The following is a 25812-nucleotide window of genomic DNA, read 5'->3' as shown; positions in this document are numbered from 1 at the left end:
CATCCCCTAAAGTAGCGGCACAACCTCTAACAAGGATAAACGGTTGCCGCGATGAAACGCCTCCCGAGTCTCTCCGTCTTCGCTCTCACGCTCACCCTGACCGGTTGCGGTGAGGAATCCGATCAGCTGCCCGTGGATGGCAGAGATTTTGATGGTGCTGAATACAGCGAATCTGCGGCCTATACGGGCAAGGTTATCGATGGCTACCTGAAAAATGCACGGGTCTGGCTGGATATGGATCGGGATGGCCAGTACACCGCCGGGCCGCTGATTATCACCCTGGAAAATGGCGCTGATGTGGTTCTGGAGTCGGGCGAACCAACGGCCATGAGCGGGGCGGGTGGTGCGTTTTCCCTGGACGTATCCGAGCTGTCGGTTGACCCCGTTGTCGGACCTGATCTGGATCCCCGGGACTACCCCTTGATCGCCTTGGCGATCCCGGGGCAGACACTGGAGGAGACCCGGGCCGGTGACTTGGTCGTTACCGATGCCTTCATGATGTCGGCATCGCCGGGGCTCCGCAATATCACTCCGCTGACCACGCTGGCAAGGTTCCGGGGATTGGCTGGCCTGCCGGAAGGGGCAGGGGAGGACCTGGATGCCAGTTTGGTCGACCTCAATCTGGTTCGGGATTACGTCCTCGCCGGTGACGATCAGGCACACGCCTATGCCCGTGCCCTGGCGCGATTCATGGCCAGTCAGGTGCCCCAGGAGTACAACCACCTTCTGGCTGCGCCCGGCAGCGACGGTACCGAACGGTACCTGAGCCCTCAGGCGGCTTTCCTTCTTGGTATTTCCCTGGTCCAGAATGCAAATCAGGTGATCGGTATCGTGAACGACGCCGCGAATGGTGATTTCGCCAACGTTGATATCGATTCGCTGGTTCTGCCGGAGGTTCCACTGGCGCTGAGTGATCCGACGTTGCTCACCCTGCAGCGGGTTTTCGCGCAGCCGGAGCGATCTGATACCTTGCCAGCCAACCTCTCGGACCTGCAGATATCGGCCGAACTGGCCTTTGACTACAGCGAAGATGGGCGCATCAAGTCCGTCTCTGCCGAGGGCTGCCTGTCCCCTTCGATGCCCGAGCTGGCGCGGCTGATTTCGGCGGGTGGTTATGTCGCCAATCTCGGTACCCAGTGGCTGCCGTCTGCTGCTTTGTCGGCCCAGAGCCGGATTAACTTCGCCAACGCCGGCGTTGATGAGCGTCTTGAGTTTGATTGGGTGAATAACCGCATCTATTTCGAGACAACGACCACCTGTCACGATCAGGAGGGTATTTTTGCGGGGTCCAGCGAGCTGGGTGGCAATCCGGAAGTCACTTATAGCTGGACGATGCAGGATGGCAGTCTGGCCGAGCTGGTTGCTCAAATCCCCCAGCCCGGTGGCTCCATGCTTACCCGAACGCTGGAGCCGCAAGAGGCAAACGCCACGGCCGGCTTTCCCGGTTACCGGTTGAGCGAAAGCGGCTCAGAGCTCGAAGCGCTGACCTTCAGTGAAGCCCTGACTGACTGCACGGTGGCGCAGGAGGCCGTTGGCATGGATCTGGTCGTCAGTGCGGCTCAGGGTTATGACTTTTCGGGGTATTCGCCCCAGCCCGCTAGTTTTGTGGATCTCGCGCTGGAATTTGATGCGAGGGAATTTGCATATCCGGGGCCTGAAGACCGCCTCACGCTCAAACGTCCGCTCCGGTATGGTTTCCTGGACCCGGCATCGGCCAGCCTGACCAACGTCGACGCCGACGGAAGTTTCGAATGGGTGATGTATTATCCGCCGGTGGGCGAAGGCACCTTCGAGGCCGGGCAGCCCAACCTAATCGAAGAAGCTTATCTGAAGAAATACAGCGGTGCCCGGGCCTGCGGGCGGGAATTTGAGGAAGCACCTTCGGGAGTCTATGCTCGCGTGGAGTATGGCTACCAGAGGTTATCCGATTATTTGCTGGGTTTACTCGAATGACTAAGAAGATGGGCTTGGGAGCTTATTACGGCACTCAATGGTCAGGTCAGCCCTCCACAGGCGAATTCATGCAGTTGGGGCAGTAAAGAGTCCCCAAGCGAAGATGATATCGCACGGTTGTGCCCTCTTGTATCTCAGCATTGCAGCTATCGCAGAGTGACCCGATTTCCAGCGTGACTTCTCCGTAACCCGATACGGGCATTTCGATATCGCCTATTTTTCGATTCCAGGGCTCATCCTTGACAATATCCCCACGAAAGCTGTTTTCCAGACTGCGCCAACGCTCTATCAAGTGTTCAGGCAAGTTATGGCGTTTCAGGCATTCCATCATCAACGACTCTCGGTAATCGAAAAGATCGTTGGATATGACCATCCAATGGTGGGCATTTTTTGGCCTGTCTCCGAAATAGACTTTTTCTCCGGTAAATTTTTGTCGGAGGAAGAGGTACTGTTTTTCTTGAGCGCGTTGCTGGGTTACGCCGTGAAAAAAGGGAGAAAGCCTTTCATCTGAAAAAGCCTCTGTGTAGAAATCTTCCAGAATCTCAGCCAGCACGCGACCATCGTCCAATGCTTCCCACATTTCAGGGTCAGGCGATAAAAATGTGCCACCCTCAGAGGCACCAGCGGGCAGCTTTTTATTCAGGGTTCTTTTGTTTCCTGGAATAATCGAGAGCGAGTCTGTCGGTTTGCAGACACAGGGAAGAAAGAACCCCTCATCGACCTGCTCGCTACTTAATCCTTTCTGAGAGTCAGGGGGAAGCGACCCCTTTTCGGCAATATGGATGCAGGCGTGACAGGAGCCTTTGCGGCATGAAAATGGAAATTTCACACCTTGCCGGAGCATAGCCTCAAGTATTGTCTCCTCTGACCCACAGTTATAATGGCTTCCCAGATATTCAACTTTAAACATTGCTATTGCTCATGCTTCAGTATTCGTTACCGATGAGTTGGTCAATTTTTGTGGCAGATTTGCGTGCCTCAAGAAAGATGCGTCCGAGATTGACGGTTGGTTTTGCAGCCACCGCGAGAACCTTGTCTCCGCCGGCCCTTACCAAAAGCATCAGTCCCTGAGATCCTTCTATTAAAAGTTGCTTCATCTGGCCTCGGGCGATCTCGTCCGCAGCCTTTTCAGCCAATGCGAGTAGAGATGCACACATTGCCGCAAACCGGTCTTGATCAGTATCTTTACTCAGTACAGCACCAATGATGTAACCGTCGGTTGTCATTGTGGCTGAGGCTTCTATGTCATCTGAGGAAGCGTTTAACTCTCTCAAAATCGACCTTGCAGCACTCGCTTTCGGGTGATTTTGCCCGGAATTAATCTCGGCGGTCATCCGTTATTCCTGTTTAATAGCTCACTGGAGGAGTTGCCTGGCCGAGCGTAAGCCCGGCCGGCAGATGAGTTACAGTGCTGCTTCAACTTTTGGTAGAGCGCTGCGGGCTTTTGTAATTACCATGCCCAGGTTGGCTGTTTTGCGACAGACAAAGGTCACAACGTGGTCCTGGTTTTCTTTGGTTCGCATGAACACGTGAATCAGGTTTTCGCTGTTAACAATGATTTCCTGGAAGTAATGGAAGTCGTCAAGTGGCAAGCCTCGGGCTTTCTTGAACATATTTTCGATGCTGACGACGTTAGGACCCTGGAACAGGTCGGCAGTTGCTGCCGCGAGCATTTCAAGTACTTCCTCAGGGTGTGAGTCCACGGTTTTAATACCGAGAAGCATCCCGCTGGACAGATCTACGTAGCCACCGGCAAGGCACTCCGGAATGGTTGATATAGCTTGCTGAATAGCGTTATCAAGGTCGGACATTCGTTGTTCTCCTCATCTTTTAGTTTTCACAGGATCTGTCAGGATGCCTGCGTGTTTCTTACCCGTTCGTTCAAAAACAGGGCAAATTTCTCCAGGAATTCCACTTGTGCTTCGGACTGAACCCAGCGGGGCTCGATACGGCGGACTGTTTCCAGAGAATCGAGTGCCGCCTTGCCTTCCCAGATCAGGCAGCAGGCAAGTATGGTTCCGGTGCGACCGAGGCCGGCCCTGCAATGGACAGCAACGACGCCGCCCTCATCGCAGAGTTTCTGTATCATTTTGCAGAGGCCTGCAGCCTGGGTAATTGAAGGGGCCGCCATATCCTGGAATGGCGACCAGATATTTTCGATCCCGTACTCGGCCAGAGCTTCGGTGTCAGGTTGGGTCTCGGTGAGTGTGATTAAAGTTGTAATGCCAACACGTTTCAGTGCTTTGAGGTCATACTCAAGATCCTGAACAATTCCCGGCCTGGGTGTGCCTGCCAGTTGTCCTTTCTTGAGCCAGAGAAAACCTCTCGGGCCGAAGCTGTCGCTGACATAGGAACGCGCTTCCTCCGGGAGAGGTGGCGGAGGTGGCGTTTCAGGAGCCAGAGTCTCAGGATCTGCGTCGGGAGCAGCAACGGCACAGGAGCCGGTTCTCACAAAGCTTTTTCCTGCCTCACTGGATGGATGCCTGAGAAAGTCGCTCGTTTTTGCAGACTCATGAACGGTGCCTCCTGCAATCAGAACCATGCGCCCGCCAATAAGTGAAGCATGAGAGAGGTTGTGCAATGCGATGAGGATTGAGCGGCGCTGCCCCTCGGAAGCAATATAATGCAGCAGGCGCTCTGCTTCCTGATCATTCAGGCCGGTAGTTGGCTCGTCGAGCAACATCAGGCGAGCTCCCGTTGCTGCAAGCCGCATGGTGGTGAGGTGTCTTTGTTGTGCCAGGCTCAAATGGATAACGGGCTCATCAATTCTGTCAACGAGTTCCTGCAGCCCGGCGGTTTTCAGAAGTCTTTGTGCCAGCCGACGTTGCTGTATAGGTGACAGGGACCTTCTCTCCGGGAGATCCTGAATAATGTTTTCGAGGATACTCGCCATGACCATTCTGGCGTTCTGTGCGGCAAGTACGGGCCGTTCCCCCTCGCCCAGGGAGTCGCCAATGTAGCTTACATTGCCCCAGGTACGGAGATTGGGGTTTGGGTCGTTAAAACCGGCTAGTGTCCGGAGCAATGTCGACTTTCCGGTTCCGCTGGGTCCGAGAAGAATTGTGATTTCCCGGTCCGCAACCTCGAGGTCGACACTCGCAAGCACGGTTTTCTCTCGGAAAGCCACACCGAAGCCATTAAGTGAAAGAACCGATGGGGTTAGCCCATCCTGTTCAAAGCTATTCAACGCTTCACTCCCGGGTCCAGCATGGCCAACAGCGCCTGTAGCAAAACAGAAATATCATTTCGTTCGCGGGCATCGACTTCAAAAACCGGGGCTTTTATTCCGAGTTCACTGAGCTTTGTGTGGTAGGAATAAAGGCCGGGCCGGGCCTTCTTGTCCATACTGGTTACCCCAATGACCAGAGAGCTTTTTCTAATGAAAGGGCGGAAGGCTTGAATATAGAATTCCAGGTCGGCAAGTGGATCCTCCCGGTTATTGTCGATTAACACGACCAGGCCCAGCCCCCCAATCGTGACAATGTCCCACATAAAGCTGAAGCGCTCCTGTCCAGGGGTCCCGTACAGGTGAACTTTTTGCCCGTCTCCGACATTCAGAGTGCCGTAATCCATCGCAACGGTCGTGGTTTCCTTGCGTTGTGAAACGCTATCGGTTGCCTTGCTTTCAGTGCTGACTACCTCGATATCACTGATGGCCCCTATTGCCGTCGTTTTACCCGCACCGACAGGCCCGGCGAAGATGATTTTATGTTCCATAAAGAGCTCCTAGCGCCCGGCGAGTTTGCTGAGAAGCGAGGACAAGAGGGTCTGGCTGCGGTGAGGCTCAAGTCGGGGTTCCTCTGGCTTCCGGTTGATGGCGCGAGCGAAACCGGCTGCGCGGGCTGCGCTGTATATCTGACACATTTCACTGGCCGGGACCTTTAACAGCCGGGACGCAAAGAAGATGGATGTCGGATGTTTGAAAAACAGGGCCAAGATCCTGAATGTATCCGGTGTTAAGGGGAGGCGGGTGAGATTAGGCCAGTAATCAAGCTGAACCACATCGTTCCAGTGACAGCCTTCCATCAGGCGTCCTTTCGAAACATAAAACGCGGTCTTCCACATCAGTTCGTCTATGTTTCTGCCCACCTTGTTTTCATAGGCGTCACTGTCTTCTGCGGAGAGAACCTTTACACGAAATTTCCCCACAGAGTGTTGAAGGAGCCCCGGCAAATCCGGGCTGTCTGCAAAATATTCTCCCCGGGTACTGAGGAGCACCAAGTCCCCATAAGCGTCTGTTGAGATGCGAATGTCCTGCTTGTTCGCTGACGCTCGCCGGAAACTTGTGATCAGACAATCGTCGGGGCTGAAAAACTCCGCTTTCCCAGCGTTCGTGGTGTTGGAAGACTCTATTCTGCTGTTCATGCGATTTCCCAAAGCGACAAATGCGTTACCGGCAATTGATGAATTTCGGCTTATATCTGAATTGAAGGTCTTTATAAAAATTGATTCTGATCAATAAAAGTCTAAGGCCGGCCTGTAGAGTATTCAGTGGAACATATGTCGCAATGTAATACATAAATGTATGTTTTAAAGATAAAAATGAAACCTAATATTGCTGAATGAAATAGTTCGTATTTTTTTTGTAATGCTCTGTGAAGGGCGCGCTTTATTTTTGGAATTGGACTTGGAGGAAGAGCGGCTTCTTCAGGTAAACAACTCATTTCAACTGCTTGAGTATACGCGCAGAACATATTTCTCAATGTCCGCATACTGCAAAAATAAAGCTTGCCCTTATGAAACAAAGAGTTGCATAGCGAAATATTGGTTCATTCAGCTTATGTAGATATGTTGATACGCGAGCCTTGTGCGTACAACAGAGGAGTTTGTCTTGCGAGCCTGTAGCAGCCAATGCTTCATTCTTGAGCACTACCTTCGCTTTGCCACGAGAAGTCCGAGCTATTGTCTGTCCTCGCTTCAGACCTTGAGTGGCAACCTCAAGATGTCGCAGGAAATCACTGGTCTCAGTGAGCGGATGGATTTCTATGCCCACCTGGCTTTCCTGCCGGGTAAACGTGTCAATCTTTGCGGTATCTATCTGAATCAGGCCTATAGAATATCTGGCTCAAATACCGAATCTCCGGTGATTGTTTTGCCTCTTGAGGGCGCCGCGGAGTTTGAGCTTGATGGTCAGAGTTTCTTGAGTGCACCCGGAGTTCCCTTCGTTCTTGAACCGAATGCCGAGTATTGCGCCCATGTGTCGGCGGAAACCCATCTCTTCATTGTTCAGATGGGATCGCCCGGTGCCAGAAAACCGCAAGCATTCCCCAGGAGCGGTGACCCGAACATCGCGAGGCTACTTGAAAGTTTTGTGATCCAAATGGCATTCCTTAAGGGGCATGAGCATGCCCTGGAGCGTGTCCAATGGTTTGAGCGAGCATTGGTGCAGCATTGCGGCGACGGTTCAGTTACCTCACTGCCTGAGGTTCATGTCCGTGATGAACGCCGGATTTGTCAGGCAGTGAAGCTGATAAATGAGCGGCTTGAACATGGTGTTGATTTGGAAATGGTTGCGAGTGAGTCCGGGTTAAGTATCCGGAACCTCTACTATCTGATGAAAAAATATACGGGCATGAGCCCATATAACTATTGTCTGTCCCGCCGTCTGATAAAGGCCCGGGAGTCCCTGATCCGCAATTATGAGGAAGACCCCCAGATTGCCAATCACGCACTCCGCTGGGGATTTAACCATCTCGGCCGCTTTTCCTCTTATTACCGTGAGCATTTTGGTGAGTATCCAAGCGAGACGCTCGAATGCCTTGAATCCCTGACAAAATTTTCAGAAAACGTGGGGGCCGTTGAGGGGGCGCGCAGTCGGCAGGGTGTGCGCCATGGCTCTGCAATTCCTCGTTCCGTTGAGATCAGCCCATAGGCGCGGCTGGAATCGGTTTTGCTTTGGTAAAGTGCCTCATCTGCACGCTTGAGTGCCTGCTCGCAGTCCGCCAGCATCCTGGGCTCTTGTCAGCCGAAGGTTGGCGGCCTCCAGCCGCGTGTTCCGGAATCAGGATGTCCAGTGGCGCACCTGTCATGCTTTCAACGGTGGTGCCGAAGATATCTGCGGCTCGGGAGTTGGCAGTAACGATAAAGTGCCCGGGATCTATCAGGATAGCGGCATCCGGTATGGCATTCAGTATTCACTTCAGGTTTTCAGGATTCATTGGCTTTTCAGTCAGTGCCGTCCTGGTGAGCGAGCTTGATTTCAAGAAAGTCATCAAGGTTGCCCAGAAATAGGTCGACGAGGTCCGGATCAAAATGGTTTCCGCGGTTCTCGCGGATCAGTTCTACCGCCTTCTCCATTGGCCAGGCTTCCTTGTAGGGGCGGGGAGAGGTCAATGCATCAAAGACGTCAGCCAGGGCTGCAATTCTTCCCGGTAGCGGTATGGCTTTCCCCTGTAGCCCGTTTGGATAGCCCGTCCCGTCCCATTTTTCATGATGAGTAAGGGCAATCTCGCGGGCCATTGCAAGGAGTTCGCTGTCATCTCCTTCCAGGAGGCGAGCGCCGATCTCGGAGTGTGATTTCATGATCCGCCACTCCTCTGGATCCAGCTTGCCCGGTTTCAGCAAGACTGAATCAGGGATGCCGATTTTACCGATATCATGCATCGGACTGGCAGCCAGGATCAGGTCGCATTGTTGTTTGTTATAGCCGGCCTTGCTGGCAAGCAGGGCGCACATCTTGCTCATCCTCAAGATATGGTTGCCTGTTTCTTCGTCCCGGTATTCTGCTGCATGGCCCAACCGGCGAATTATCCCGAGTCGGGTTGCCTGTAACTCCCGGGTCCGCTCTTCCACCAAAAGCTCCAGATGGTTTTTCTGGTCGCGAACCAGCTTATGGGCAACATGGGCGTCCAGGAAATTTCGGACCCGCATCAGTAATTCGCGCCGGTCAAATGGTTTGTTGACAAAATCCCTGGCCCCGGTCTCCAGTGCCCGCAGTAGGTAGTCCTGCTGATTCTGGGCTGTCAGGACGATGATGGGGGGCAGCAGCGGATCGTCGAGGTCTTTCAGTTGCTCCATGATCTGATAGCCGTCAATATTCGGCATGTTGAGATCAAGCAGTATCAATGACGGGCGGTGTTCCCGGTATGAAGCGATAACATCCCGGGGGTCGCTGATCAGAACCAGGTTGAGATAGCCTGCGTTTTTAAGGATCTTGTTGAGCAGTTTGAGGTTAACCGGCTCATCATCGATGACAAAGATCGTCTGTTCAAAAAGGTTTTCTTCAGGGATTACATGCATGAATCTTTTTACCCGAGGTGTTTTTCCAGTGTGCTCATCAATTCCTGAACGTTGAACGGCTTGGTCAGGTAGTCGTCAAAGCCCGCATTATTGCCTCGCCAGACTTCACTCGGCATCGCGCTAGCCGTCAGGGCCACTATGGGCAAGCTCCGGTTTCCGGGCCGGCTCTTTAGCGCGTGCAGGACCTGATAGCCATCCCTGTCCGGCAGATTGATGTCGAGAAGAATCAGATCCGGCTTGCAGTTGTCGGCCACTCGCAATCCTTCTTCTCCGCTGGATGCCGATAACAGTGAAAACCTGGCATCACACTGAATGATACGTTTGACCAGTTTCAGGTTGGCTGGATTATCTTCGATATAAAGAATCGTCGGTTTTTCGGCCAGAGACTGGTCTTTCGGTGCCTCCCATACGGCATCGCTGGAGAGGGATGGTTCCTCGTTCGTATTGTTATCCCGGGGCTGGACAGGCAGGCGGATCCAGAAGGTCGAGCCCTCATCTACCGTGCTACGCACACCGATGCTCCCCCCCATGAGATCCACCACCCTCTGGGTGAGTGATAATCCAATACCGGTGCCTTCAATGTGACTGAGCTCCGCACCCAAGCGATTAAAGGGCTGAAACAGTTCCGGGATCCGGGATTCGGGGATGCCAACGCCGGTATCGGTTACCCGGATCTCTAGCCAGGCGTCCCCCTGGGGGAGGGTCTCCAGGAAGATGGTGCCATTCGTGTGGTTATACTTTACCGCATTGGAAAGCAGGTTTAGCAGTGCCTGCTTGAGCCGGGTCCAGTCCGCGGTCACCCAGAAGTTATGCAGTCCGTCAAGGTTGATGCGGATACCGCGTTTCTTGGCGGACAGACGGACAAGCGTGAGCGCTTCCTCGACTACATCTCTAACCGGGACCGTTTCCAGAAAGAGGTCCAGTTTGCCGGATTCGATCCGGGCAAGGTCCAGTACCTCGTTGATCAGGGCCAGGAGATGTTCGCTCGCAGAGAAGATTTCCCGGACACTGTCCTGCTGGTCGTCATTCAATTCGTCATCGCTTTCCAGCAGCTGGGCAAAGCCGAGAATGGCATTAAGCGGTGTGCGTAATTCATGACTCATGCTGGAAAGAAATTCGGATTTAGCCCGGTTCGCCTTATCAGCCCGCAGCTTGGCCCTGATCAGGTTCTTCCGATGGGTCTGCTCCATATCCACCATTCGTTGGGAATTGATGATCACGCCATAGGTTGCTGAAAAAGGACGTAGGAAATTGATTAGAGCGTCATCGTAACCCGATTTACGGTTGGCAAGCGCAAACACTCCGACCAGGTCGGGACCCACCATTATGGGAACACTCAGAAAGGTTTTTATCGGCGAATGGCCTTGTGGAAGATGGTTGAAGATGCCTTCTGACTCGGCTTCATTACTATGAATAATCCTCCTTTCCCTGATCGAAGCACCCAGCATTTTGTCCAGTTGATTTAATTCGATCCTGTCGGTACGGGCCTGCTTATATATGTCCTTGGAAGCTTCGTCCCAGCCAATGTCGGTCATGGACTGAATCCTGAGGTGGGGCTCTTCTGTGCTGTCAAAAAGCACTTCGGCCATGAAACCGGACTCGCTATCGGTCAGCTCAAGCAGGCTTTCCAGCATGGCCTCTATTGTGGCCTCGAACTTCCCGTCGAGGATGAACGCAGTCAGGGAGTCGTGAAGCATGTTCAGCATTTGAGCCTGGCGCGCCAGCTGAACCTCCGCTTCATGGGCGGCGGTAATATCCTCGACAACACCCAGCATCTGCCGAGGGGTTCCATCTTCGCTTCGGTTGACCGCCCCGGTTTCCCGGAGCCATCTGACAGTGCCATCCGGCCAGACCACCCGATGTTCAACACGGTAGGGCTTATTGCGCTCAATTGCTGCGGTTACCCCTGATTCCACCTTTTCCCGGTCCTCGGGGTGAATGGCTGACATGAAGTTGTCATAGGAGGTTTCCACATTGTCCTCGGGCTGACCAAATAGTGCGGGGATGATGTCGGTCCAGAGAAGTTCGTCGGTTTCCAGATTCCACTCCCATGTGCCAATCCTCGCGAACGACTGTGCTGTCTGCAATCGTTCCCGGTCTCGCTCCTTGTGGTATTCCGATATCCAGCGGACCAGGGAATGGGAGATGACATTTCCCATCACGTCGATCAGTCCCTGGGCGCAAATAACCTCGATCATCCTGTTCTGACCTGCATGCATGGTCAGTGAGCCCAGCTCCTCCTCGCCTGTTCCTAGTCGGGATTCAATCACGTGGCTATTGTTTTCTTGCCTTTCTGTTCCGGCGGTTTCAAAACTGGTTATGGTAAGTGAGACATCCTGGTCTGGACCGCTGGTGTAGTTTTGCCAGTTGGATAAAAGTCCGACGGCCCGGTGCAGTTTGATGGAAACGTGGCGGACATCAAGAAACCGACACAGGGGGTGCAGCGCTGATCGGAGGGTTTCCGGTGCGTTGGACCAGTGTCCCGACAGAACGTGCGCGCTGGCTTCACTGACGAGCTTTGCAAGCTCACCCTGGAGCTCCACCTGACGCTCCGATGCTTTGACATGGGTGATGTCTTTCCGGATTGCTATGTATTTGTAGGGCCGCTTTTTGCTGTCGAGAAACGGTACGACCGTGGACGATACCCAGTAGTGGCTGCCGTCCTTGGCCTGGTTGCATATCTCGCCCTGCCATACGTCACCTCCGGATACGGTTTTCCAGAGATCCCGGTAAAAGTCGGCGGAGTGGTAGCCGGATTTCAGAATGCGGTGGTTCTGGCCGATCAGCTCGGTCTTGGAGTACTGGCTGACGTCACAGAACCGCCTGTTTACCTCGGTGATTATCCCTCTGCTGTCTGTCGTGCTGACGATGGCGTGATGATTCAGCGCAAAGTGTTCCTGTTCCCGTTCGTGCAGGATGTCATAGACCCGTCCACCTGAGAGTGTGCGGCGACTTTGTCGGCCTGTCTGCTCCCTCAGAAACTGTCCCAGCATTCGGTATGAGGGGCAGAAGGTCCCGGTTCCGAGGCGATTCAGGAAGTCCTTTGCAGCGGCATCGGCAATATCCTCATTGATGAAAATAACCGGGATGTCTGAGGTCTCCGGGAAAAAGCCAAACAATGCCGCGAGTTCGTGATAGCTCTGAGACTCCTTGTCATGGCTGATAACGATGACGTCCGAATCGTTATGTCGCGCCAGGTTGAGAGCCTCTTCAACGGAGCTGGCGGGCAATGCATTAACTGACTGCTCGGCCAGTGGCCTGCAGATTTTTTCAAGGATTGCCTGCCGGTTCTCAAGAACGACAGCAGTTCTGGAGCTCAGGGTGTTGAATATCCCGAGCCCCCTACACGCGTTGACAAGTGCTCGTGGTGTGAGGGGTTTTTCCAGAAAGCGCCTAGCACCGCCAAGCGCTGCCTGCCTGGCAGACCCGATGCTGATTGCTTTTCCGGCAATCACCACCGGTACCGCCCCGCTGGCGCTGCTGCCTATTCCTTCGAGGACGTCAGCAAGAGAGGGTTTTCCGCATGCATCAAAGTCAACAAGCCAGGCATCAGGGGCCTCTGCCGGTCTTGGCTCGTCATCTATGCCACTGAATTGACAGCGGAATCCGGAAGCGGAGAGGCTTTTCTCCTTCCGCGCCAGCCAGTCAGCGGTTTCTTTGTTACCCAAAACCTGGATTTCAATCACTTAGAACAACCATCGGTGATTTATTGGACGTTACTGAATCAGGGGCTGTTCCGCTGGCGCAGTCTGTCAACCAATCCGGCCACCTCGCCGATCTGGCTTTTCAGCTCATGCATGGACTCCTGGGCTTCCTTGACCACCCCCATGGCAGTATCGCCAAGTTCATTGATGCTGACGATTTTCCCTGATATTTCAGCGGATGCGTTGTGCTGTTGTTCTGCCGCTGCGGCAGTTCCATCGCAGGCCTCTGAAATTCGTTCTATGAATGTCACCAGCTCTGCAAGGGTCTCTTCCGAGTTGTTGGCGTTTTCAACGGTTTTGTGTGCGTAGCTGCCACAGCGCTGCATTGAGTCGGTGGCACTCGCAACGGTTTCATGAAAGTGGCCAAGGGTCTGGTTAATCTGTTCTGTTGTCGTTTTTGTCCGCAACGCAAGACTGCGGACTTCATCCGCCACTACGGCAAAGCCGCGACCGGCATCACCCGCTCTTGCGGCCTCAATAGAGGCATTCAGAGCGAGCAGGTTGGTTTGTTCGGTGATTTCGCCAATAACGTTGAGTGCCTGGGCAACGCCCTTGCTTGCTTCGGTTAGCTGGCCGACAGTTCGCGAAGCTTCTGAAAGCTCATTCGATAGCGCATCCATGCTGTGGCGGGTTTCCTGGGTGAGGGACTGTCCGCTGGAAACCCTGTCGTTGGCCAAACGAACCTGGTCAAGCATGCCGGACGCGTTGTTGGCCACTTCCCGCGAAGTGGAGGACATTTCTTCACTGGCAGCGGCGATGGTGTCTGTGGCAGTAGACTGCTCCTGCACGGCGGAATGAGCGTCATTGCTTCGGGAAATTGTTTGCTCGGCGCCGCTTTGCAGTTTCCCGATAACGTCGTCCATGCGTTTGACGAGTGCGTCCAGTTCTGCGGCCTGTTGAAGGATAGCGAGATCCAGGCTGCCGATATCGTCGGTGCGCCCGACAAAGATCTTCTCAGCGACGCTGTCATTGATGACATCCCGGGCTCGTTGGACAGATTGCCGCAGCGGGCGGGTGAGGGTGATAACTGCCGCAGAGGTTACTAGAAAGGCACCCGCCAGGATTGCGAGATCGGCGTAGACGGAGGTGGCAAAGAACTGAGCTGCGCTGACCGCGGCCAGTATCAGCGCTATTGCGATGATTAGCTTCAGATGCAGTGAAAACCCGCGGCGAAGGCTCACTGGTTCTACCGGACCTTTGGTCGGTTGGGTCTCGCGAAGCTTGGCATACAGTTTGTCTGCCCGGGCCTCGGCCGCTGGATCAAGCTGTGAGCGGATTGACTGAAGCTCAAGGACCTCCCCGTTCTTCCCGGTCACCGGAATGGCATAGGCCTTGACCCAGTAATGATCGCCATTTTTGCACCGGTTTTTGACCGCTCCCAGCCAGGTCTCGCCTGACTTTAGTCTGCGCCACATTTCTTCGTATGCGGCCCTGGGCATATCCGGATGGCGAATAATGTTGTGAGCCTGGCCAATCAGTTCTTCCCGTGAAAACCCGCTGATCTCAACAAATTCATCGTTAATGTGGGTGATCTGGCCCTTCGGATTGGTTGTTGAGAGAATATTGGCGCTTCGACTGACAGGCACGCTGCGGTTGGTGACAGGGTGATTGGCTCGCACGGACGCACCTCTTCAGCAGAGTCATAGGTGAATTTTAGGCATCCATGCCTGCCCAACTATGCTGCAAATCAACTTGTGCTGTCTTGTTTTGTTTTTTTAAAGATTCACTCTGAATGAATCAAATCAGGCGTGGAGTGAACGTTAACTCTATGTATTGAAAGTAAAAAAAATTTTGGTTGGGCGCTATGGCTTGCAAACGCCCGGTTATTTTTGCAGAAAGTGGATATTCAGAGGGTATTTGTTTGCAAAACATGGATATCGGGGGGCTTGGAAACGGGCAACCGAAGGCAGAGGTTGCTTGATCCTGCGGAATGCCGGGACTCAAAACCATTGAGCTCGATTCGACTGAGAGGGTTTTTGAGATCAACTCTGCGGCCACAAAGGCGCTTCATATAGCGATTAGCCGTTTCGTAATCAGAAAGGCAATTGCGCTTATGGATAGAGAAGGATTATATCTGGGAGACCATTCAGGGAAGAATGGTGCCGAGGAGAGGACTTGAACCTCCACGGGGTTGCCCCCACTAGCACCTGAAGCTAGCGTGTCTACCAATTTCACCACCTCGGCAGGTGATTTGCAGATTAGCCGTTAGTTTATTGAAAACTGGGCCTTTCTGCCAAGGCCAGAGTGTGTCCCCCAACCGATGGCGCGTACTTTAATAATTCCCGGAAAACCTGTCAAACACTTTTTGCAAAAAAGGTTGGCAGGTAATTATGCCTATTCTTGTCTCCATGTTAGGCAGGTGCGCCATCCCAACGTTATACTGCATGGCAAACGAATGAACCTGCGCCGATCCGGTGCAGTATGACAGCAAGGATCCGAATGGTTGCCAGGAAGAAAACTGACCGGGATCCTCACGCCAGCCGTGAGGCCCAGAACTACGAGAACCCCATACAGAGCCGGGAATTCATTCTCGAACACCTGAAAGACCGGGGTGCGCCGGCAACTCACGAAACACTTTGTGAGGAGCTGGGGCAAACCTCGCCCGAGGGCATTGAGGCCCTGCGCCGGCGCCTGATCGCAATGTGTCGGGATGGCCAGCTCATTTGCAATCGTCGCGGTGCCTACCTCCCGATCGAAGAGGCCGATCTTGTCACCGGCCGGGTGATTGGTCACAAAGATGGTTTCGGTTTTCTGGTTCCGGATGATGGTGGCTCTGACCTGTTTCTGACCGCGCGTCAGATGCGGCAGGTGTTTCATGGCGACCGGGTGGCTGCCAGGGTTGATCGGGTTGACGATCGTGGGCGCCGGGAAGGCGCGATTGTCGAGGTTCTCGAGTATCGGACCAGTCAGACGGTCGGGCGTTTCTTCCTGGAAAGCGGGATCAGTTTCGTGGTGCCGGAGAATGCCCGCATCAACCACGAGGTTCTGATTCCCCAGGAACATGCCGGGGAAGCCCGTCACGGGCAGTACGTGGTGGTGGATATCATCCGTCAGCCAAGTGTTCGTACCCAGCCCCTGGGGAAAGTGGTCGAGGTGTTGGGCGAGCACATGGCGCCCGGCATGGAAATCGATGTCGCCATTCGCTCATACGATATCCCCCACAGCTGGCCGCCGTCGGTGGGCGAGCAGGTGGCAAAGATTCCGGAAGAAGTCACCGAAAAAGACAAGGAAAATCGTGTTGATATCCGCAATCTCCGGTTGGTGACCATTGATGACGAAACCGCTCGGGATTTCGATGACGCGGTCTACTGTGAGCCCCGGCCGCGGGGCGGATACCGCCTGATTGTCGCAATAGCCGACGTTTCCCACTACGTCCGTCCCGGTACGCCACTCGATGAAGAGGCAGTGAATCGCAGTACCTCGGTGTACTTTCCGGATCATGTGGTTCCGATGCTGCCGGAGAAACTCTCGAACGGCCTCTGCTCGCTGAATCCGGGCGTCGATCGCCTGTGTATGGTGGCCGACATGACCATCAGTGCTGCTGGCAACATCAGTGGCTACAGCTTTTATCAGGCGGTGATGTACAGCCATGCGCGCCTTACCTACAACAAGGTAAGCGACATGCTGGAGCACCCCGACTCCGAGTCGGGCTATCGTCTGTCGGAGCAGTACGCCCACGTCCTCCCGCAGCTGCATAATCTGTACGGGCTTTATCAGCTGCTGCGCGAGGCGCGGACCGAACGCGGTGCGATCGATTTCGAAACCACGGAAACCAAGATCGTCTTCGATGCGAATCGGAAAATCGAAGAGATTGTGCCGGTTACCCGTAACGACGCCCATAAGATCATCGAGGAGTGCATGTTGTGTGCGAACGTTGCCACAGCTCGATTCCTCAAGAAACATAAGATTCCTGCGCTTTATCGGGTCCACGATGGGCCCTCCGAAGAGCGCCTGAATGCGGTCAGACTGTTCCTGGGCGAGTTGGGGCTGCAGCTTGGTGGCGGAGACAATCCCACGTCCGCCGATTATCAGGCGTTGCTCTCCGAAATTGCCGAACGGTCGGACGCGAATGTTATTCAGACGGTCATGCTGCGCTCCCTCAGTCAGGCGGTATACAGCCCTGAGGAAGGGGGCCACTTCGGCCTTGGCTTTGCGGGCTACGCGCATTTCACCTCGCCAATCCGGCGTTACCCGGATTTGATCGCCCACCGGGCAGTCAAGTCCGTTGTTCACGGCGAAAACGCGTCAAAAGACGTGGTCAAGCCGCCGAAATCTGACCCGGCGCTGGCCGAATATCCCTACGATTTCCCCCAGATGGAACGCCTGGGCGAGCATACTTCGATGGCCGAGCGGAGGGCGGATGACGCTACCCGGGACGTCATGGCCTGGCTCAAGTGCGAGTACCTCCGTGACCACGTCGGGGAGGAATACGACGGCGTTATTGCGGCTGTGGTGCCTTTCGGATTCTTCGTGGAGCTGTCCGGTGTTTACATCGAGGGCCTGGTCCATGTGTCGACCCTGAGCGGGGATTACTTCCACCACGACGCCGCCAAGCATCGGCTGATCGGGGAGCACACCGCGATGAGCTTCAGGCTTGGCGATGAGGTCCGGGTCAAGGTCGTTCGAGTCGGCATGGAGGATCGCAAGATCGACCTGGAACTGATCAGCGACCCAGTGCACCGTCAGGCGGATCGTGACGCTCTGGCTGTTCCCAAGGGCGATGAGCGTGGCAAGGGGAAGGGCAAGCGTACCGGTGGAAAAGGCAAGGCGGGAGCCCGGGAAAAATCGGGTCCGAAAGGGCGTGCGCCGGCTGAAGGTGAGCTGAAGCGTCCGCGCAAAAAATCCGGTGGCAAGCCGCCCGCTAAACCCGCTACGCCCGCCAAGCCTTCCAGTGCAGATAATGAGCCGCCATCGGCCAGGGATGAGCTGGTTGCTCAGGCTGCCAAGCTCGCATTGGAGAAAGGCAAGAAGTCCGGTCAGGGCGATAAAAAACGGAAATCCCGCAAGTAACAGGAAACAAAGCCAGTGTCCGGAGAGTTTGTATTTGGTTGGCATGCGGTTGAGGCGGTTCTCAAGCGTGAGCCTGAGCGGTTGCAGCAGGTCTGGATCCAGACCGGTCGTCAGGATAAGCGGGTAAAAAGTGTCACCGACGCCCTTGATAGCCTTGGCGTTCGCTGGAAGGTGGTGCATCGCAGGGAACTGGATGAGCGGGTGTCCGGTGTCCATCAGGGCATTGTGGCGGCGGTCAGTGAAAGCCGTGAATGGACGGAAGATGATCTGCTGGCCCAACTCGCTGGCAGTGACAAGCCGCCGTTTCTGCTGGTACTGGACGGCGTAACTGATCCTCACAACCTCGGGGCGTGCATGCGCACGGCTGATGCGGTCGGCGTTCAGGCCGTCGTGGTCCCGAAGGACAAATCCGCGTCACTGACCCCGGTGGCCCGAAAGGTGGCGTGCGGAGCGGCGGAAACTGTGCCGTTTGTTCGGGTGACCAATCTGGCGCGGTTTCTGCGAACCCTTAAGGATCAGGGGGTCTGGTTAATTGGTACCGCGGGTGAGGCCAGTGCCACGCTGTTTCAGGCTGACTTCAAGGGAGCAGTGGCCCTGGTCATGGGCGCCGAGGGCAAAGGCATGCGTCGTCTGACCCGGGAGCACTGCGACCAGCTCATCAATATTCCGATGCTGGGTCACGTGGATAGCCTCAACGTATCCGTGGCTACGGGTGTTTGCCTATACGAAGCCCTGCGCCAGCGACTTGGTTAACCCTTGCACAGAAGCCCCCGGCCGCCTAGAATACGTGACCCCTTTTCCAAGGGGTGGTTTTGTATTGCCTGCTTGTCAGGCCTCCAAAATCTCGCTTTTGATCAAGCCTTTCTTGTAAAGCCTTATTGATAAAGCAAAAAAAACGGCAGCCCAGGCTGTCACCTCCTTGCTTTCACGTTTAACCGGTTGGGCCAGGCGTCCGAAGGTTGAAAAGAAAGCTGTTTAAACCGTAGGGAGAACTCATGCGTCACTACGAAATCGTTTTTATGGTACATCCGGATCAGAGCGAGCAGGTGCCCGCGATGATCGAGCGTTATACCGGCGTCATCACTGAAGATGGCGGTCAGGTACATCGCCTTGAAGATTGGGGCCGTCGTCACCTGGCATACCCGATCAACAAGATTCACAAGGCTCACTACGTACTGATGAACGTTGAATGTTCACAGGCCGCGATGGACGAGCTGACTCACAACTTCCGTTTCAACGATGCAATCATCCGCGACATGATCCTGCGCCGCGATGGTGCGGATACAGACCTGTCCCCGATGAAAGCTTCCGAGTCCCGTGAAGACCGTCGTGGCGGAGATGATCGCCCGCGTCGTTCAGCCGAATCTGACGAGTCACGTCAGCGTGCTGAAACCCAGGACGAAGAAGAGTAATTAACCGGAGTTGAGGAGTTAAGTTATGGCTCGTTTTTTCAGACGTCGTAAGTTCTGCCGCTTCACGGCAGAGGGTGTCAAGGAGATCGATTACAAAGATCTGGACACCCTGAAAGGCTACATCACTGAAACCGGCAAAATCGTGCCCAGCCGCATTACCGGCACCAAAGCACGTTATCAGCGTCAGCTGGCTACCGCTATCAAGCGTGCCCGCTACCTGGCACTGCTGCCGTACTCGGACAGCCACGATAACTAAGTAACAGAAACACAGGACTTGGGACCATGCGTGCACTTGCACAGTATGTAATGCGCGGTCCCTTCCAGGCCGGCGGGGTAGCAGCAGTTACGACTGCGGTACCTTTGTTGTTCTGGATTGGCGCAGCCGTTGTTGGCCTGGTTATTCTCAGGCTTGGCATCAGCCAGGGGCTCAACATCGGGCTCTGGGCATTACTTCCGGCACTTGGCTGGAGCATTTTCGGGCAGGACCCGACCGCTCTGGCTGTACTGCTTCAGGTTATGCTCATGGCGTCGCTGATCAGAACCACGCAGTCCTGGGAAAAAGCCCTGCTTGCGGGAAGCTTTCTCGCAATCGTCACAGGTCTGATGTTGCCTGTGATCTACCCGGGTCTGCTGGACGATCTGGTCCAGGCCGGGGTGAGCTTTTACCAACAGTACAATGCCGAAATTGCGCAGAGTCTCGGCGATGACCTCGATAAGGTTATCCGGGACACCATGAACGCGAGCATGGCAGGCACCTACCTGGCAACGGGTGTGGGCATGACCATGCTGGCGCGGTCCTGGCAGGCGGGGCTCTATAACCCCGGCGGATTCCGGAAGGAATTCCATGGCCTGCGGCTGTCGGCGCCCATTGCGGTATTGTGTGCGGTGACCATGGTGGGTGGCCCGCTTCTCGGGCTGAACTCCATGCTGCTTGCCTGGGCTGCGGGAACACCGCTGTTCCTGGCCAGCCTGGCCCTGGTTCACGGCGTTGTTGGTTTGAAAAAGCTCAGTGGGAACTGGTTGGCGATGTTCTATGTGGCGCTGATCCTTTTGGGCCCAAGTCTGATGATTCTGTTAGTGGTTCTGGCTTTTGTGGATAGCTGGCTGGATATCCGGAGGCGTATAAGCCCTGCCGGGCCGGCTGAATAAAGCACGAAGAGGTTAACGAGATGGAAGTTATTCTGCTCGAGAAAGTAGCAAACCTTGGATCCCTGGGTGACAAGGTAAAGGTCAAGGCCGGTTACGGTCGTAATTTCCTGCTTCCGTATGGCAAGGCCGTACCTGCCACTGAAGCGAACCTGAAGGCGTTCGAAGAGCGTCGTGCAGAGCTTGAAAAAGCGGCTGCCGAGAAGCTGGCTGCTGCCAAGACTCGCGCCGAAGCTCTGGAAGGTGCGTCTTTCACCATCAGCTCCAAGGCTGGCGAGGAAGGCAAGCTGTTCGGTTCTATCGGTGTTCGTGATATCGCAGACGCGATCACCACCGGTGGCACTGAAGTCGAGAAGAGCGAAGTTCGTCTGCCTGAAGGTCCGATCCGCGTGACCGGCGAGTATGATATCGAGCTGCAGCTGCACTCTGACGTTGAAGTAACTGTCAAGCTGGCGGTTGTTGCAGAGTAATCTGCAACAACATTGGCCAGGCCGGGGCAACCCGGCCGCGCTTGATTGAACGGGCCCGAGCCGGAGACGGTTTCGGGCCCGTTGCTTTCTGGTATTCTTAGCTTTCTGTAAGCCTCTCCCATTCCCGAAGCGTTCCCCGTAAACTGTGGGCTTCGTGGTATCCAGCTGAAGACGTTGTTATGGCCAAGCCCAACCTGAAATCCGCCAACTCTGATCTAGAAACCAGTCGCATCAAGGTCCCCCCGCATTCCGTCGAGGCGGAGCAGGCGGTACTCGGTGGCCTGATGCTGGACAATCGCCGGTTTGACGAGATTTCAGAGATCATTTCTGCTGTCGATTTCTACCGGCAGGATCACCGTCTCATTTTCGGTGCTGTCGAGCGACTGGCCAGTGAAAGTGAGCCTCTGGATGTTGTCACCCTGGCGGAATTTCTCGAACGCGCCGGCGACATCGAAGATGCCGGCGGATTGGCCTACCTTGCCGAGCTGGCCGAGAAAACTCCAGGTGCCGCGAATATCCGGGCCTATGCCGATATCGTTCGCGAGCGTTCGGTCCTGCGCCAACTGGTGGAGGTCTCCGGCAAGATTTCGGATTCTGCGTTCAATCCCCAGGGGCGAAACAGTAACGAGATCCTCGATGAAGCCGAACGCAATGTGTTCCAGATTGCGGAGTCTCGCGTCAAGGAAGGTTCCGGCCCCCAGGCCATCAATCCAATACTGACCAAGACGCTAAGCCGTATTGAAGAGCTGTTCGAATCGGGCGAGCAGACCACGGGCCTGACCACCGGGTTCCGGGACCTGGATGACCGGACCTCCGGTATGCAGCCGGCCGACCTGATCATCGTCGCGGGGCGGCCTTCCATGGGTAAGACCACCTTCGCCATGAACATTGTTGAGAACGCGCTGATCAGCACCGGCACGCCGGTCCTGGTTTTCAGCATGGAAATGCCGGCGGATGCCCTGGCCATGAGGATGCTGTCCTCCCTGGGTCGTATTGATCAGACCAAGGTCCGCGGCGGCAAGCTTGAGGAAGACGACTGGCCGCGCCTGACCTCGGCTGTCAGTCTGCTCAAGGACAAGCCGCTCTACATCGATGACACGCCGGGCCTGAGTCCCACGGAAATGCGGTCGCGGGCCCGGCGAATCGCCCGGGAGAACGACGGCAAGATCGGCCTGATCATGGTCGATTACCTTCAGTTGATGCGCGTGCCGGGCAACACCGAGGGCCGGACCGCGGAGATCTCCGAAATCTCCCGCTCCCTGAAGGGGATCGCCAAGGAATTGAGCTGTCCGGTGGTGGCCCTGTCGCAGCTGAACCGGAGCCTGGAGCAGCGGCCCAACAAGCGCCCGGTGAACTCGGATTTGCGGGAATCCGGTGCGATCGAGCAGGACGCCGACGTCATCATGTTCGTCTACCGCGACGAGGTTTATAACGAGGACACTTCGGATAAGGGCATTGCCGAAATCATCATCGGCAAACAGCGGAACGGCCCCATCGGCACGATCCGTCTGGCCTTTATCGGGAAATACACCAAGTTTGAAGATCTGGCGCACGGTGATTATGGCGATTACGGTGGTGATTACTGATGCCCCGAAGCACTGTTGCCCGTATTGATCTGGGGGCGTTGCGCCAGAATTACCGGTTGGCCTGCGAGCATGCTGGCCCGGCGCAGGCTATGGCGGTGGTCAAGGCCGATGGTTACGGTCATGGCATTGTGCCCGTGGCGCAGGCCCTCGCGAACGATGCTCCGAAATACGCGGTCGCCTGCCTGGAAGAGGCGCTCGCCATTCGCGACGCCGGGCTGCGGCAGCCGGTGGTGATGCTTCAGGGTGTTCATGCTCCCGGGGATCTCGGGCTGTGTGTACGGCAAGGTTTTGAGCCGGTTCTGCACAGTCATCACCAGCTTGCCTGGCTGGACCAAATGGCGGCGCGGCCAACGTTCTGGGTCAAGGTAAACACCGGGATGAACCGTCTTGGGTTCCTGCCCGCCGAACTGGCCGAGGTGATGAGGAAGTTGGATGCAATCGGTGCCCGTCCAGGCCTGCTGGGTTTTGTAACCCACTTTGCCTGCGCCGATGACCTCGACAGCTCGATGACCGCCGAGCAGACCGCGCGTTTTGAGGAAGCGACAGCGCACTGGCCGGAGCTGATGCGAAGTGTCGGTAATTCCGCCGCCCACTTTATTCCCGGTCAGCCTATGTTTGACTGGAGCCGTCCGGGCATCATGCTGTACGGCGGGTCGCCCATGCTGGCCAAGATTGGCCCCGAGTTGGGGCTGAAGCCCGTGATGTCACTTGAAGCTCCACTGATCACCACCCGAACCGTGCGGGCCGGCGAGACGGTGGGGTATGGCGGCGGTTTCGTGGCGGACCGGGATACCCGCATGGGCATGGTTGCTATCGGTTACGGTGACGGGTACCCCCGTCATGCAGGCACTGGCACGCCTGCCGCCGTGAATGGCCAGCGGATCCGGTTGATCGGCCGGGTCTCAATGGACATGCTCGCAGTCGATCTGAGTAACGCGCCGGATGCGAGGGAAGGTGATCCGGTGGAGCTTTGGGGGCCAACGGTGGGCGTTGACGAAGTGGCGACATGTGCCGGAACGATTTCCTACGAGCTGCTTACCGGCATCACCGCACGGGTGCCAAGAGAGTACCGGTAAGCTGGTCAGGGTGCGAAGACGGTTCAGCCCTGTTCCGGCTCGTGTATGATTTCGTCTATGAAGTCGAGAATGGCTGCCAGGCTCTTGTCGTCCAGTTTTTTCAGGACTTTGTGAACCACCATTTTGCTGCCTTTGAGCATGCTGCTGATGCCCATCCGGGCCATTCCCAACATCATGCTGCTGGCGTTAAGGCGACGTAGAGGCTCGAGGAAAAAGAAGTCCAGCCCCGACTCGGTGAGCTCCACAATAAGTTCAAACAGCTTGTCTATGGCCTCCTTATCGGCTTTGCCGCGCTCCCGGAGCTCGTTTACTGTGTAAAGTGCCCTGGTGCGAAGTTCGTCCGGAATCGGCGCCACGATGTGGCTCTGTTGTTTCAGCATGTCGGTTCCTCTTGTTTTTATGCCGTAAAGAGAAGGCAAACTTTAAACTGTTTGCGTTTAATATTGGCTGTTATTGTAGGGGCCGATGATTCTAAGCCATTGGCCTGACCGGTCCGTGAGGCCCGTCATATCAGTGATATTCTGGAGGTATTGAGCCCCCGTGCACGTGCTCGTTGTTCATGATTATGGCCCGCTGGGAAAACTGTTGCTGGAGCGCTTGCGTGAAACGTCGCTGCAGGTTAGTCCGTTGCTGGTCAGTGATCCCGCCAGTGCTGATCTCAACGCCCTTGAGAACTGGATTCCGGAAGATACCGACCTGATCGTCAATGCCCTCTGGCTTTCGGATCCGGAAGTTGCCCAGAATGACCCGGAAGATACTCACAAGGCGGCTTTCTCCCTGCCACTGGCCATGGCGGAATATGCCTCGGAGCGTGGCATGGCGTTGCTGCAGCTGTCGTCCTGTTACGTTTTCGATGGCCGCAAACAAAGCGGGTACATAACCTCGAATCCCGGTCAGCCGTTCAATGAGCTCGGCAACTGGCAGTGGGAGTGTGAACAGGCGCTGCGAACACTCCTGCCCCGGCACATCATTCTGCGCACCGGCTGGAGTCTCTCACGGTTCATACGAAAAGTTCAGGCGAGCACTGCGGCAGGGGAGACGCTCTCATTGCCGGGACGGTGCCGCGGTCAGCCTGTGGCGGCCCGTGATCTGGCGAGGGTGATGACTGCCGTGATCCAGCAGATTGATTGTGGTGCCGAGGTCTGGGGCACCTATCAATATGCGGGCGCAGAAGAAATCAATCTGTACGAACTCGGTCTGGCGATCGCCGGTCTTCCGGGCATTCCTGAAGGGATTCGCGTGGTGGACGAGGTGCCCAACTGGGGCCACCTGGAGCCTCTCAATACCACGCTTATCTGCACCAAGATCCGCAATACCTTTGGTATCAAACAGCTTCCGTGGCGCTCAGGGCTGATGGATGAGCTGGCTATGCTGAAGACTTCCAGTCCGCAAGAGGTGAAAGCGCCGGCTGAATAGCCGGCGGATCGGATGTCTTATTGGCTGCCCTGGCGGGAGAATTCCCGGGTGACCATCTGCAATGCTTCCACATCCAGAAGCTCAACCTCGCGCCCACGGGCCTTGATAATGCCCTGATTCTGGAACCGGGTGAAGACCCGACTGACGGTCTCCACAGCCAGGCCCAGAAAGTTGGCGATATCGTTACGCGCCATTGGCAGGCTGAAGTTGGTGCCGGACATACGCCTGCGCTGGAACCGGCTGGAAAGTGACAGTAGCAGCGCTGCAATGCGTTCCTCGGCGGTATTCTTGCTCAACAGCATTGCGAGCTGGTGGCTGTTCTGGATCTCCTGGCTCATGAGATGGTACATGTGATGCTGCAGGTCCGGCAGCTTTCCAGTCAGTTCCTCCAGTTTCTCAACCGGGAATTCACATACGCTGGTTCGCTCCAGAGCCTTGGCGGTGCAGGCGTAGCTGTCACTGCTCATGCTGTCGAGGCCGATCAGTTCTCCGGGCATGAAAAAGCCGGTGACCTGTTCTTCTCCGCCCTCGGTAATAATCGAGGTTTTTACCGAGCCGCTCCGCACTGCAAAGCAGGAGCGAAAGGGCGTGCTCTGATCAAAAATGTGCTCGCCACGATTGAAAATACGACCCTGCTGGACGATATCCTCCAGACTGTCGAGATCATTTTCTTCGATCGCAAGAGGCAGGCACAGATTGCTCAGGCTGCACTGGTGGCATGAGGCTTTGAGAGGAGAAGAAGCCTGACGGAGTCGGATTGCTTGTGCCATATTAGGTGAACCGTCCGAATTGATTCATGT

At 55.5% G+C, this 25812-nt stretch carries 23 protein-coding genes and 1 tRNA gene; 11 read left to right on the top strand and 13 right to left on the bottom strand.

Annotation, left to right across the window (positions count from 1 at the left end; translation table 11 throughout):
• Nucleotides 1–51 precede the first annotated feature (51 nt).
• Nucleotides 52–1953, top strand: coding sequence for a hypothetical protein (locus K0B93_RS17800; RefSeq protein ID WP_219868594.1), 1902 nt, complete (start codon nucleotides 52–54; stop codon nucleotides 1951–1953).
• A 46-nt stretch (nucleotides 1954–1999) separates the two neighbouring features.
• Here the strand turns inward: K0B93_RS17800 and K0B93_RS17795 are convergent, their stop codons facing one another.
• The 6 genes from K0B93_RS17795 to K0B93_RS17770 all read right to left on the bottom strand — a co-directional run bounded on the left by K0B93_RS17795 (nucleotide 2000) and on the right by K0B93_RS17770 (nucleotide 6318).
• On the bottom strand, nucleotides 2000–2863 hold the full coding sequence (locus K0B93_RS17795) for a 2Fe-2S iron-sulfur cluster-binding protein (protein ID WP_219868593.1): 864 nt from the start codon (nucleotides 2861–2863) through the stop codon (nucleotides 2000–2002).
• A gap of 16 nt (nucleotides 2864–2879) precedes the next feature.
• Entirely contained in the window at nucleotides 2880–3287 is a 408-nt protein-coding gene (locus K0B93_RS17790) for a roadblock/LC7 domain-containing protein (protein WP_219868592.1), read from the bottom strand.
• A 69-nt stretch (nucleotides 3288–3356) separates the two neighbouring features.
• Complete coding sequence (locus K0B93_RS17785; RefSeq protein WP_219868591.1) at nucleotides 3357–3764, bottom strand: hypothetical protein; 408 nt, start codon at nucleotides 3762–3764, stop codon at nucleotides 3357–3359.
• 38 nt (nucleotides 3765–3802) lie between these two features.
• Entirely contained in the window at nucleotides 3803–5059 is a 1257-nt protein-coding gene (locus tag K0B93_RS17780; protein WP_324125848.1) for an ATP-binding cassette domain-containing protein, read from the bottom strand.
• Nucleotides 5060–5136: 77 nt separating this feature from the next.
• Nucleotides 5137–5670, bottom strand: a complete 534-nt coding sequence (locus K0B93_RS17775; protein WP_219868589.1) for a GTP-binding protein — start codon at nucleotides 5668–5670, stop codon at nucleotides 5137–5139.
• A 9-nt stretch (nucleotides 5671–5679) separates the two neighbouring features.
• Nucleotides 5680–6318 carry a hypothetical protein gene (locus K0B93_RS17770; RefSeq protein ID WP_219868588.1) on the bottom strand — a complete coding sequence of 213 codons (639 nt, stop codon included), beginning with the start codon at nucleotides 6316–6318 and terminating at the stop codon, nucleotides 5680–5682.
• 577 nt (nucleotides 6319–6895) lie between these two features.
• Between K0B93_RS17770 and K0B93_RS17765 the strand changes: the two genes are divergently transcribed.
• A complete protein-coding gene (locus K0B93_RS17765; RefSeq protein ID WP_219868587.1) occupies nucleotides 6896–7825 on the top strand; it encodes an AraC family transcriptional regulator in 930 nt (309 codons plus the stop codon).
• Here the strand turns inward: K0B93_RS17765 and K0B93_RS19495 are convergent.
• From K0B93_RS19495 to K0B93_RS17740, 5 genes are all read right to left on the bottom strand, one after another.
• On the bottom strand, nucleotides 7815–8075 hold the full coding sequence (locus K0B93_RS19495) for a hypothetical protein (RefSeq protein WP_416383219.1): 261 nt from the start codon (nucleotides 8073–8075) through the stop codon (nucleotides 7815–7817). The two genes, K0B93_RS17765 and K0B93_RS19495, sit on opposite strands and share 11 nt — an antisense overlap.
• Nucleotides 8076–8118: 43 nt before the next feature.
• Nucleotides 8119–9192 (bottom strand): HD-GYP domain-containing protein, encoded by a 1074-nt coding sequence (locus K0B93_RS17755; RefSeq protein ID WP_219868586.1) that lies wholly within the window; start codon nucleotides 9190–9192, stop codon nucleotides 8119–8121.
• Between the two features lie 8 nt (nucleotides 9193–9200).
• Entirely contained in the window at nucleotides 9201–12878 is a 3678-nt protein-coding gene (locus K0B93_RS17750; protein ID WP_219868585.1) for a PAS domain-containing protein, read from the bottom strand.
• 38 nt (nucleotides 12879–12916) lie between these two features.
• Nucleotides 12917–14515, bottom strand: a complete 1599-nt coding sequence (locus K0B93_RS19430) for a PAS domain-containing methyl-accepting chemotaxis protein (protein ID WP_219868584.1) — start codon at nucleotides 14513–14515, stop codon at nucleotides 12917–12919.
• Nucleotides 14516–14993: 478 nt separating this feature from the next.
• Nucleotides 14994–15080 (bottom strand) — tRNA-Leu (locus K0B93_RS17740).
• 255 nt (nucleotides 15081–15335) lie between these two features.
• On the opposite strand from K0B93_RS17740, the gene rnr reads away from it, so the two are divergent.
• The 8 genes from rnr to alr all read left to right on the top strand — a co-directional run bounded on the left by rnr (nucleotide 15336) and on the right by alr (nucleotide 23596).
• Nucleotides 15336–17906, top strand: coding sequence for a ribonuclease R (gene rnr, locus K0B93_RS17735; protein ID WP_219868688.1), 2571 nt, complete (start codon nucleotides 15336–15338; stop codon nucleotides 17904–17906).
• Nucleotides 17907–17921: 15 nt separating this feature from the next.
• Nucleotides 17922–18659 carry a 23S rRNA (guanosine(2251)-2'-O)-methyltransferase RlmB gene (gene rlmB, locus K0B93_RS17730; RefSeq protein ID WP_219868583.1) on the top strand — a complete coding sequence of 246 codons (738 nt, stop codon included), beginning with the start codon at nucleotides 17922–17924 and terminating at the stop codon, nucleotides 18657–18659.
• A 242-nt stretch (nucleotides 18660–18901) separates the two neighbouring features.
• Complete coding sequence (rpsF, locus tag K0B93_RS17725; protein ID WP_219868582.1) at nucleotides 18902–19318, top strand: 30S ribosomal protein S6; 417 nt, start codon at nucleotides 18902–18904, stop codon at nucleotides 19316–19318.
• A 25-nt stretch (nucleotides 19319–19343) separates the two neighbouring features.
• The gene (rpsR, locus tag K0B93_RS17720) at nucleotides 19344–19574 is read left to right on the top strand and encodes a 30S ribosomal protein S18 (protein ID WP_007154918.1); all 231 of its coding nucleotides are present in this window, start codon (nucleotides 19344–19346) and stop codon (nucleotides 19572–19574) included.
• Nucleotides 19575–19600: 26 nt separating this feature from the next.
• Nucleotides 19601–20467, top strand: a complete 867-nt coding sequence (locus K0B93_RS17715) for a hypothetical protein (RefSeq protein ID WP_219868581.1) — start codon at nucleotides 19601–19603, stop codon at nucleotides 20465–20467.
• A gap of 20 nt (nucleotides 20468–20487) precedes the next feature.
• A complete protein-coding gene (rplI, locus tag K0B93_RS17710; RefSeq protein WP_219868580.1) occupies nucleotides 20488–20934 on the top strand; it encodes a 50S ribosomal protein L9 in 447 nt (148 codons plus the stop codon).
• Between the two features lie 179 nt (nucleotides 20935–21113).
• The gene (gene dnaB / locus K0B93_RS17705; protein WP_219868579.1) at nucleotides 21114–22520 is read left to right on the top strand and encodes a replicative DNA helicase; all 1407 of its coding nucleotides are present in this window, start codon (nucleotides 21114–21116) and stop codon (nucleotides 22518–22520) included.
• A complete protein-coding gene (gene alr / locus K0B93_RS17700; protein ID WP_219868578.1) occupies nucleotides 22520–23596 on the top strand; it encodes an alanine racemase in 1077 nt (358 codons plus the stop codon). Before dnaB ends, alr begins: the two co-directional genes overlap by 1 nt.
• Nucleotides 23597–23619: 23 nt before the next feature.
• Here alr and K0B93_RS17695 read toward each other — a convergent pair whose 3' ends face one another.
• Nucleotides 23620–23976: a hypothetical protein gene (locus tag K0B93_RS17695; protein WP_219868577.1), complete on the bottom strand. Its 357-nt coding sequence runs from the start codon at nucleotides 23974–23976 to the stop codon at nucleotides 23620–23622.
• A gap of 160 nt (nucleotides 23977–24136) precedes the next feature.
• On the opposite strand from K0B93_RS17695, the gene K0B93_RS17690 reads away from it, so the two are divergent.
• The gene (locus tag K0B93_RS17690; RefSeq protein ID WP_219868576.1) at nucleotides 24137–25012 is read left to right on the top strand and encodes an SDR family oxidoreductase; all 876 of its coding nucleotides are present in this window, start codon (nucleotides 24137–24139) and stop codon (nucleotides 25010–25012) included.
• A 17-nt stretch (nucleotides 25013–25029) separates the two neighbouring features.
• On the opposite strand, the gene fnr is transcribed toward K0B93_RS17690, so the two are convergent.
• A complete protein-coding gene (gene fnr / locus K0B93_RS17685) occupies nucleotides 25030–25782 on the bottom strand; it encodes a fumarate/nitrate reduction transcriptional regulator Fnr (RefSeq protein WP_219868575.1) in 753 nt (250 codons plus the stop codon).
• Between the last annotated feature and the right edge of the window lie 30 nt (nucleotides 25783–25812).

The organism is Marinobacter sp. F4218 (genome assembly GCF_019443085.1).
Taxonomy (GTDB): Bacteria; Pseudomonadota; Gammaproteobacteria; order Pseudomonadales; family Oleiphilaceae; genus Marinobacter; species Marinobacter albus.
This window is presented reverse-complemented; position numbering and strand designations above follow the sequence as displayed.

What these genes read in the sequence shown, in the direction of transcription:
- K0B93_RS17800 (WP_219868594.1), top strand. Translation starts at nt 52, where the DNA reads ATGAAACGCCTCCCGAGTCTCTCCGTCTTCGCTCTCACGCTCACCCTG.
- K0B93_RS17795 (WP_219868593.1), bottom strand. Translation starts at nt 2,863, where the DNA reads ATGTTTAAAGTTGAATATCTGGGAAGCCATTATAACTGTGGGTCAGAG.
- K0B93_RS17790 (WP_219868592.1), bottom strand. Translation starts at nt 3,287, where the DNA reads ATGACCGCCGAGATTAATTCCGGGCAAAATCACCCGAAAGCGAGTGCT.
- K0B93_RS17785 (WP_219868591.1), bottom strand. Translation starts at nt 3,764, where the DNA reads ATGTCCGACCTTGATAACGCTATTCAGCAAGCTATATCAACCATTCCG.
- K0B93_RS17775 (WP_219868589.1), bottom strand. Translation starts at nt 5,670, where the DNA reads ATGGAACATAAAATCATCTTCGCCGGGCCTGTCGGTGCGGGTAAAACG.
- K0B93_RS17770 (WP_219868588.1), bottom strand. Translation starts at nt 6,318, where the DNA reads ATGAACAGCAGAATAGAGTCTTCCAACACCACGAACGCTGGGAAAGCG.
- K0B93_RS17765 (WP_219868587.1), top strand. Translation starts at nt 6,896, where the DNA reads ATGTCGCAGGAAATCACTGGTCTCAGTGAGCGGATGGATTTCTATGCC.
- K0B93_RS17755 (WP_219868586.1), bottom strand. Translation starts at nt 9,192, where the DNA reads ATGCATGTAATCCCTGAAGAAAACCTTTTTGAACAGACGATCTTTGTC.
- rnr (WP_219868688.1), top strand. Translation starts at nt 15,336, where the DNA reads ATGGTTGCCAGGAAGAAAACTGACCGGGATCCTCACGCCAGCCGTGAG.
- rpsF (WP_219868582.1), top strand. Translation starts at nt 18,902, where the DNA reads ATGCGTCACTACGAAATCGTTTTTATGGTACATCCGGATCAGAGCGAG.
- rpsR (WP_007154918.1), top strand. Translation starts at nt 19,344, where the DNA reads ATGGCTCGTTTTTTCAGACGTCGTAAGTTCTGCCGCTTCACGGCAGAG.
- K0B93_RS17715 (WP_219868581.1), top strand. Translation starts at nt 19,601, where the DNA reads ATGCGTGCACTTGCACAGTATGTAATGCGCGGTCCCTTCCAGGCCGGC.
- rplI (WP_219868580.1), top strand. Translation starts at nt 20,488, where the DNA reads ATGGAAGTTATTCTGCTCGAGAAAGTAGCAAACCTTGGATCCCTGGGT.
- dnaB (WP_219868579.1), top strand. Translation starts at nt 21,114, where the DNA reads ATGGCCAAGCCCAACCTGAAATCCGCCAACTCTGATCTAGAAACCAGT.
- alr (WP_219868578.1), top strand. Translation starts at nt 22,520, where the DNA reads ATGCCCCGAAGCACTGTTGCCCGTATTGATCTGGGGGCGTTGCGCCAG.
- K0B93_RS17695 (WP_219868577.1), bottom strand. Translation starts at nt 23,976, where the DNA reads ATGCTGAAACAACAGAGCCACATCGTGGCGCCGATTCCGGACGAACTT.
- fnr (WP_219868575.1), bottom strand. Translation starts at nt 25,782, where the DNA reads ATGGCACAAGCAATCCGACTCCGTCAGGCTTCTTCTCCTCTCAAAGCC.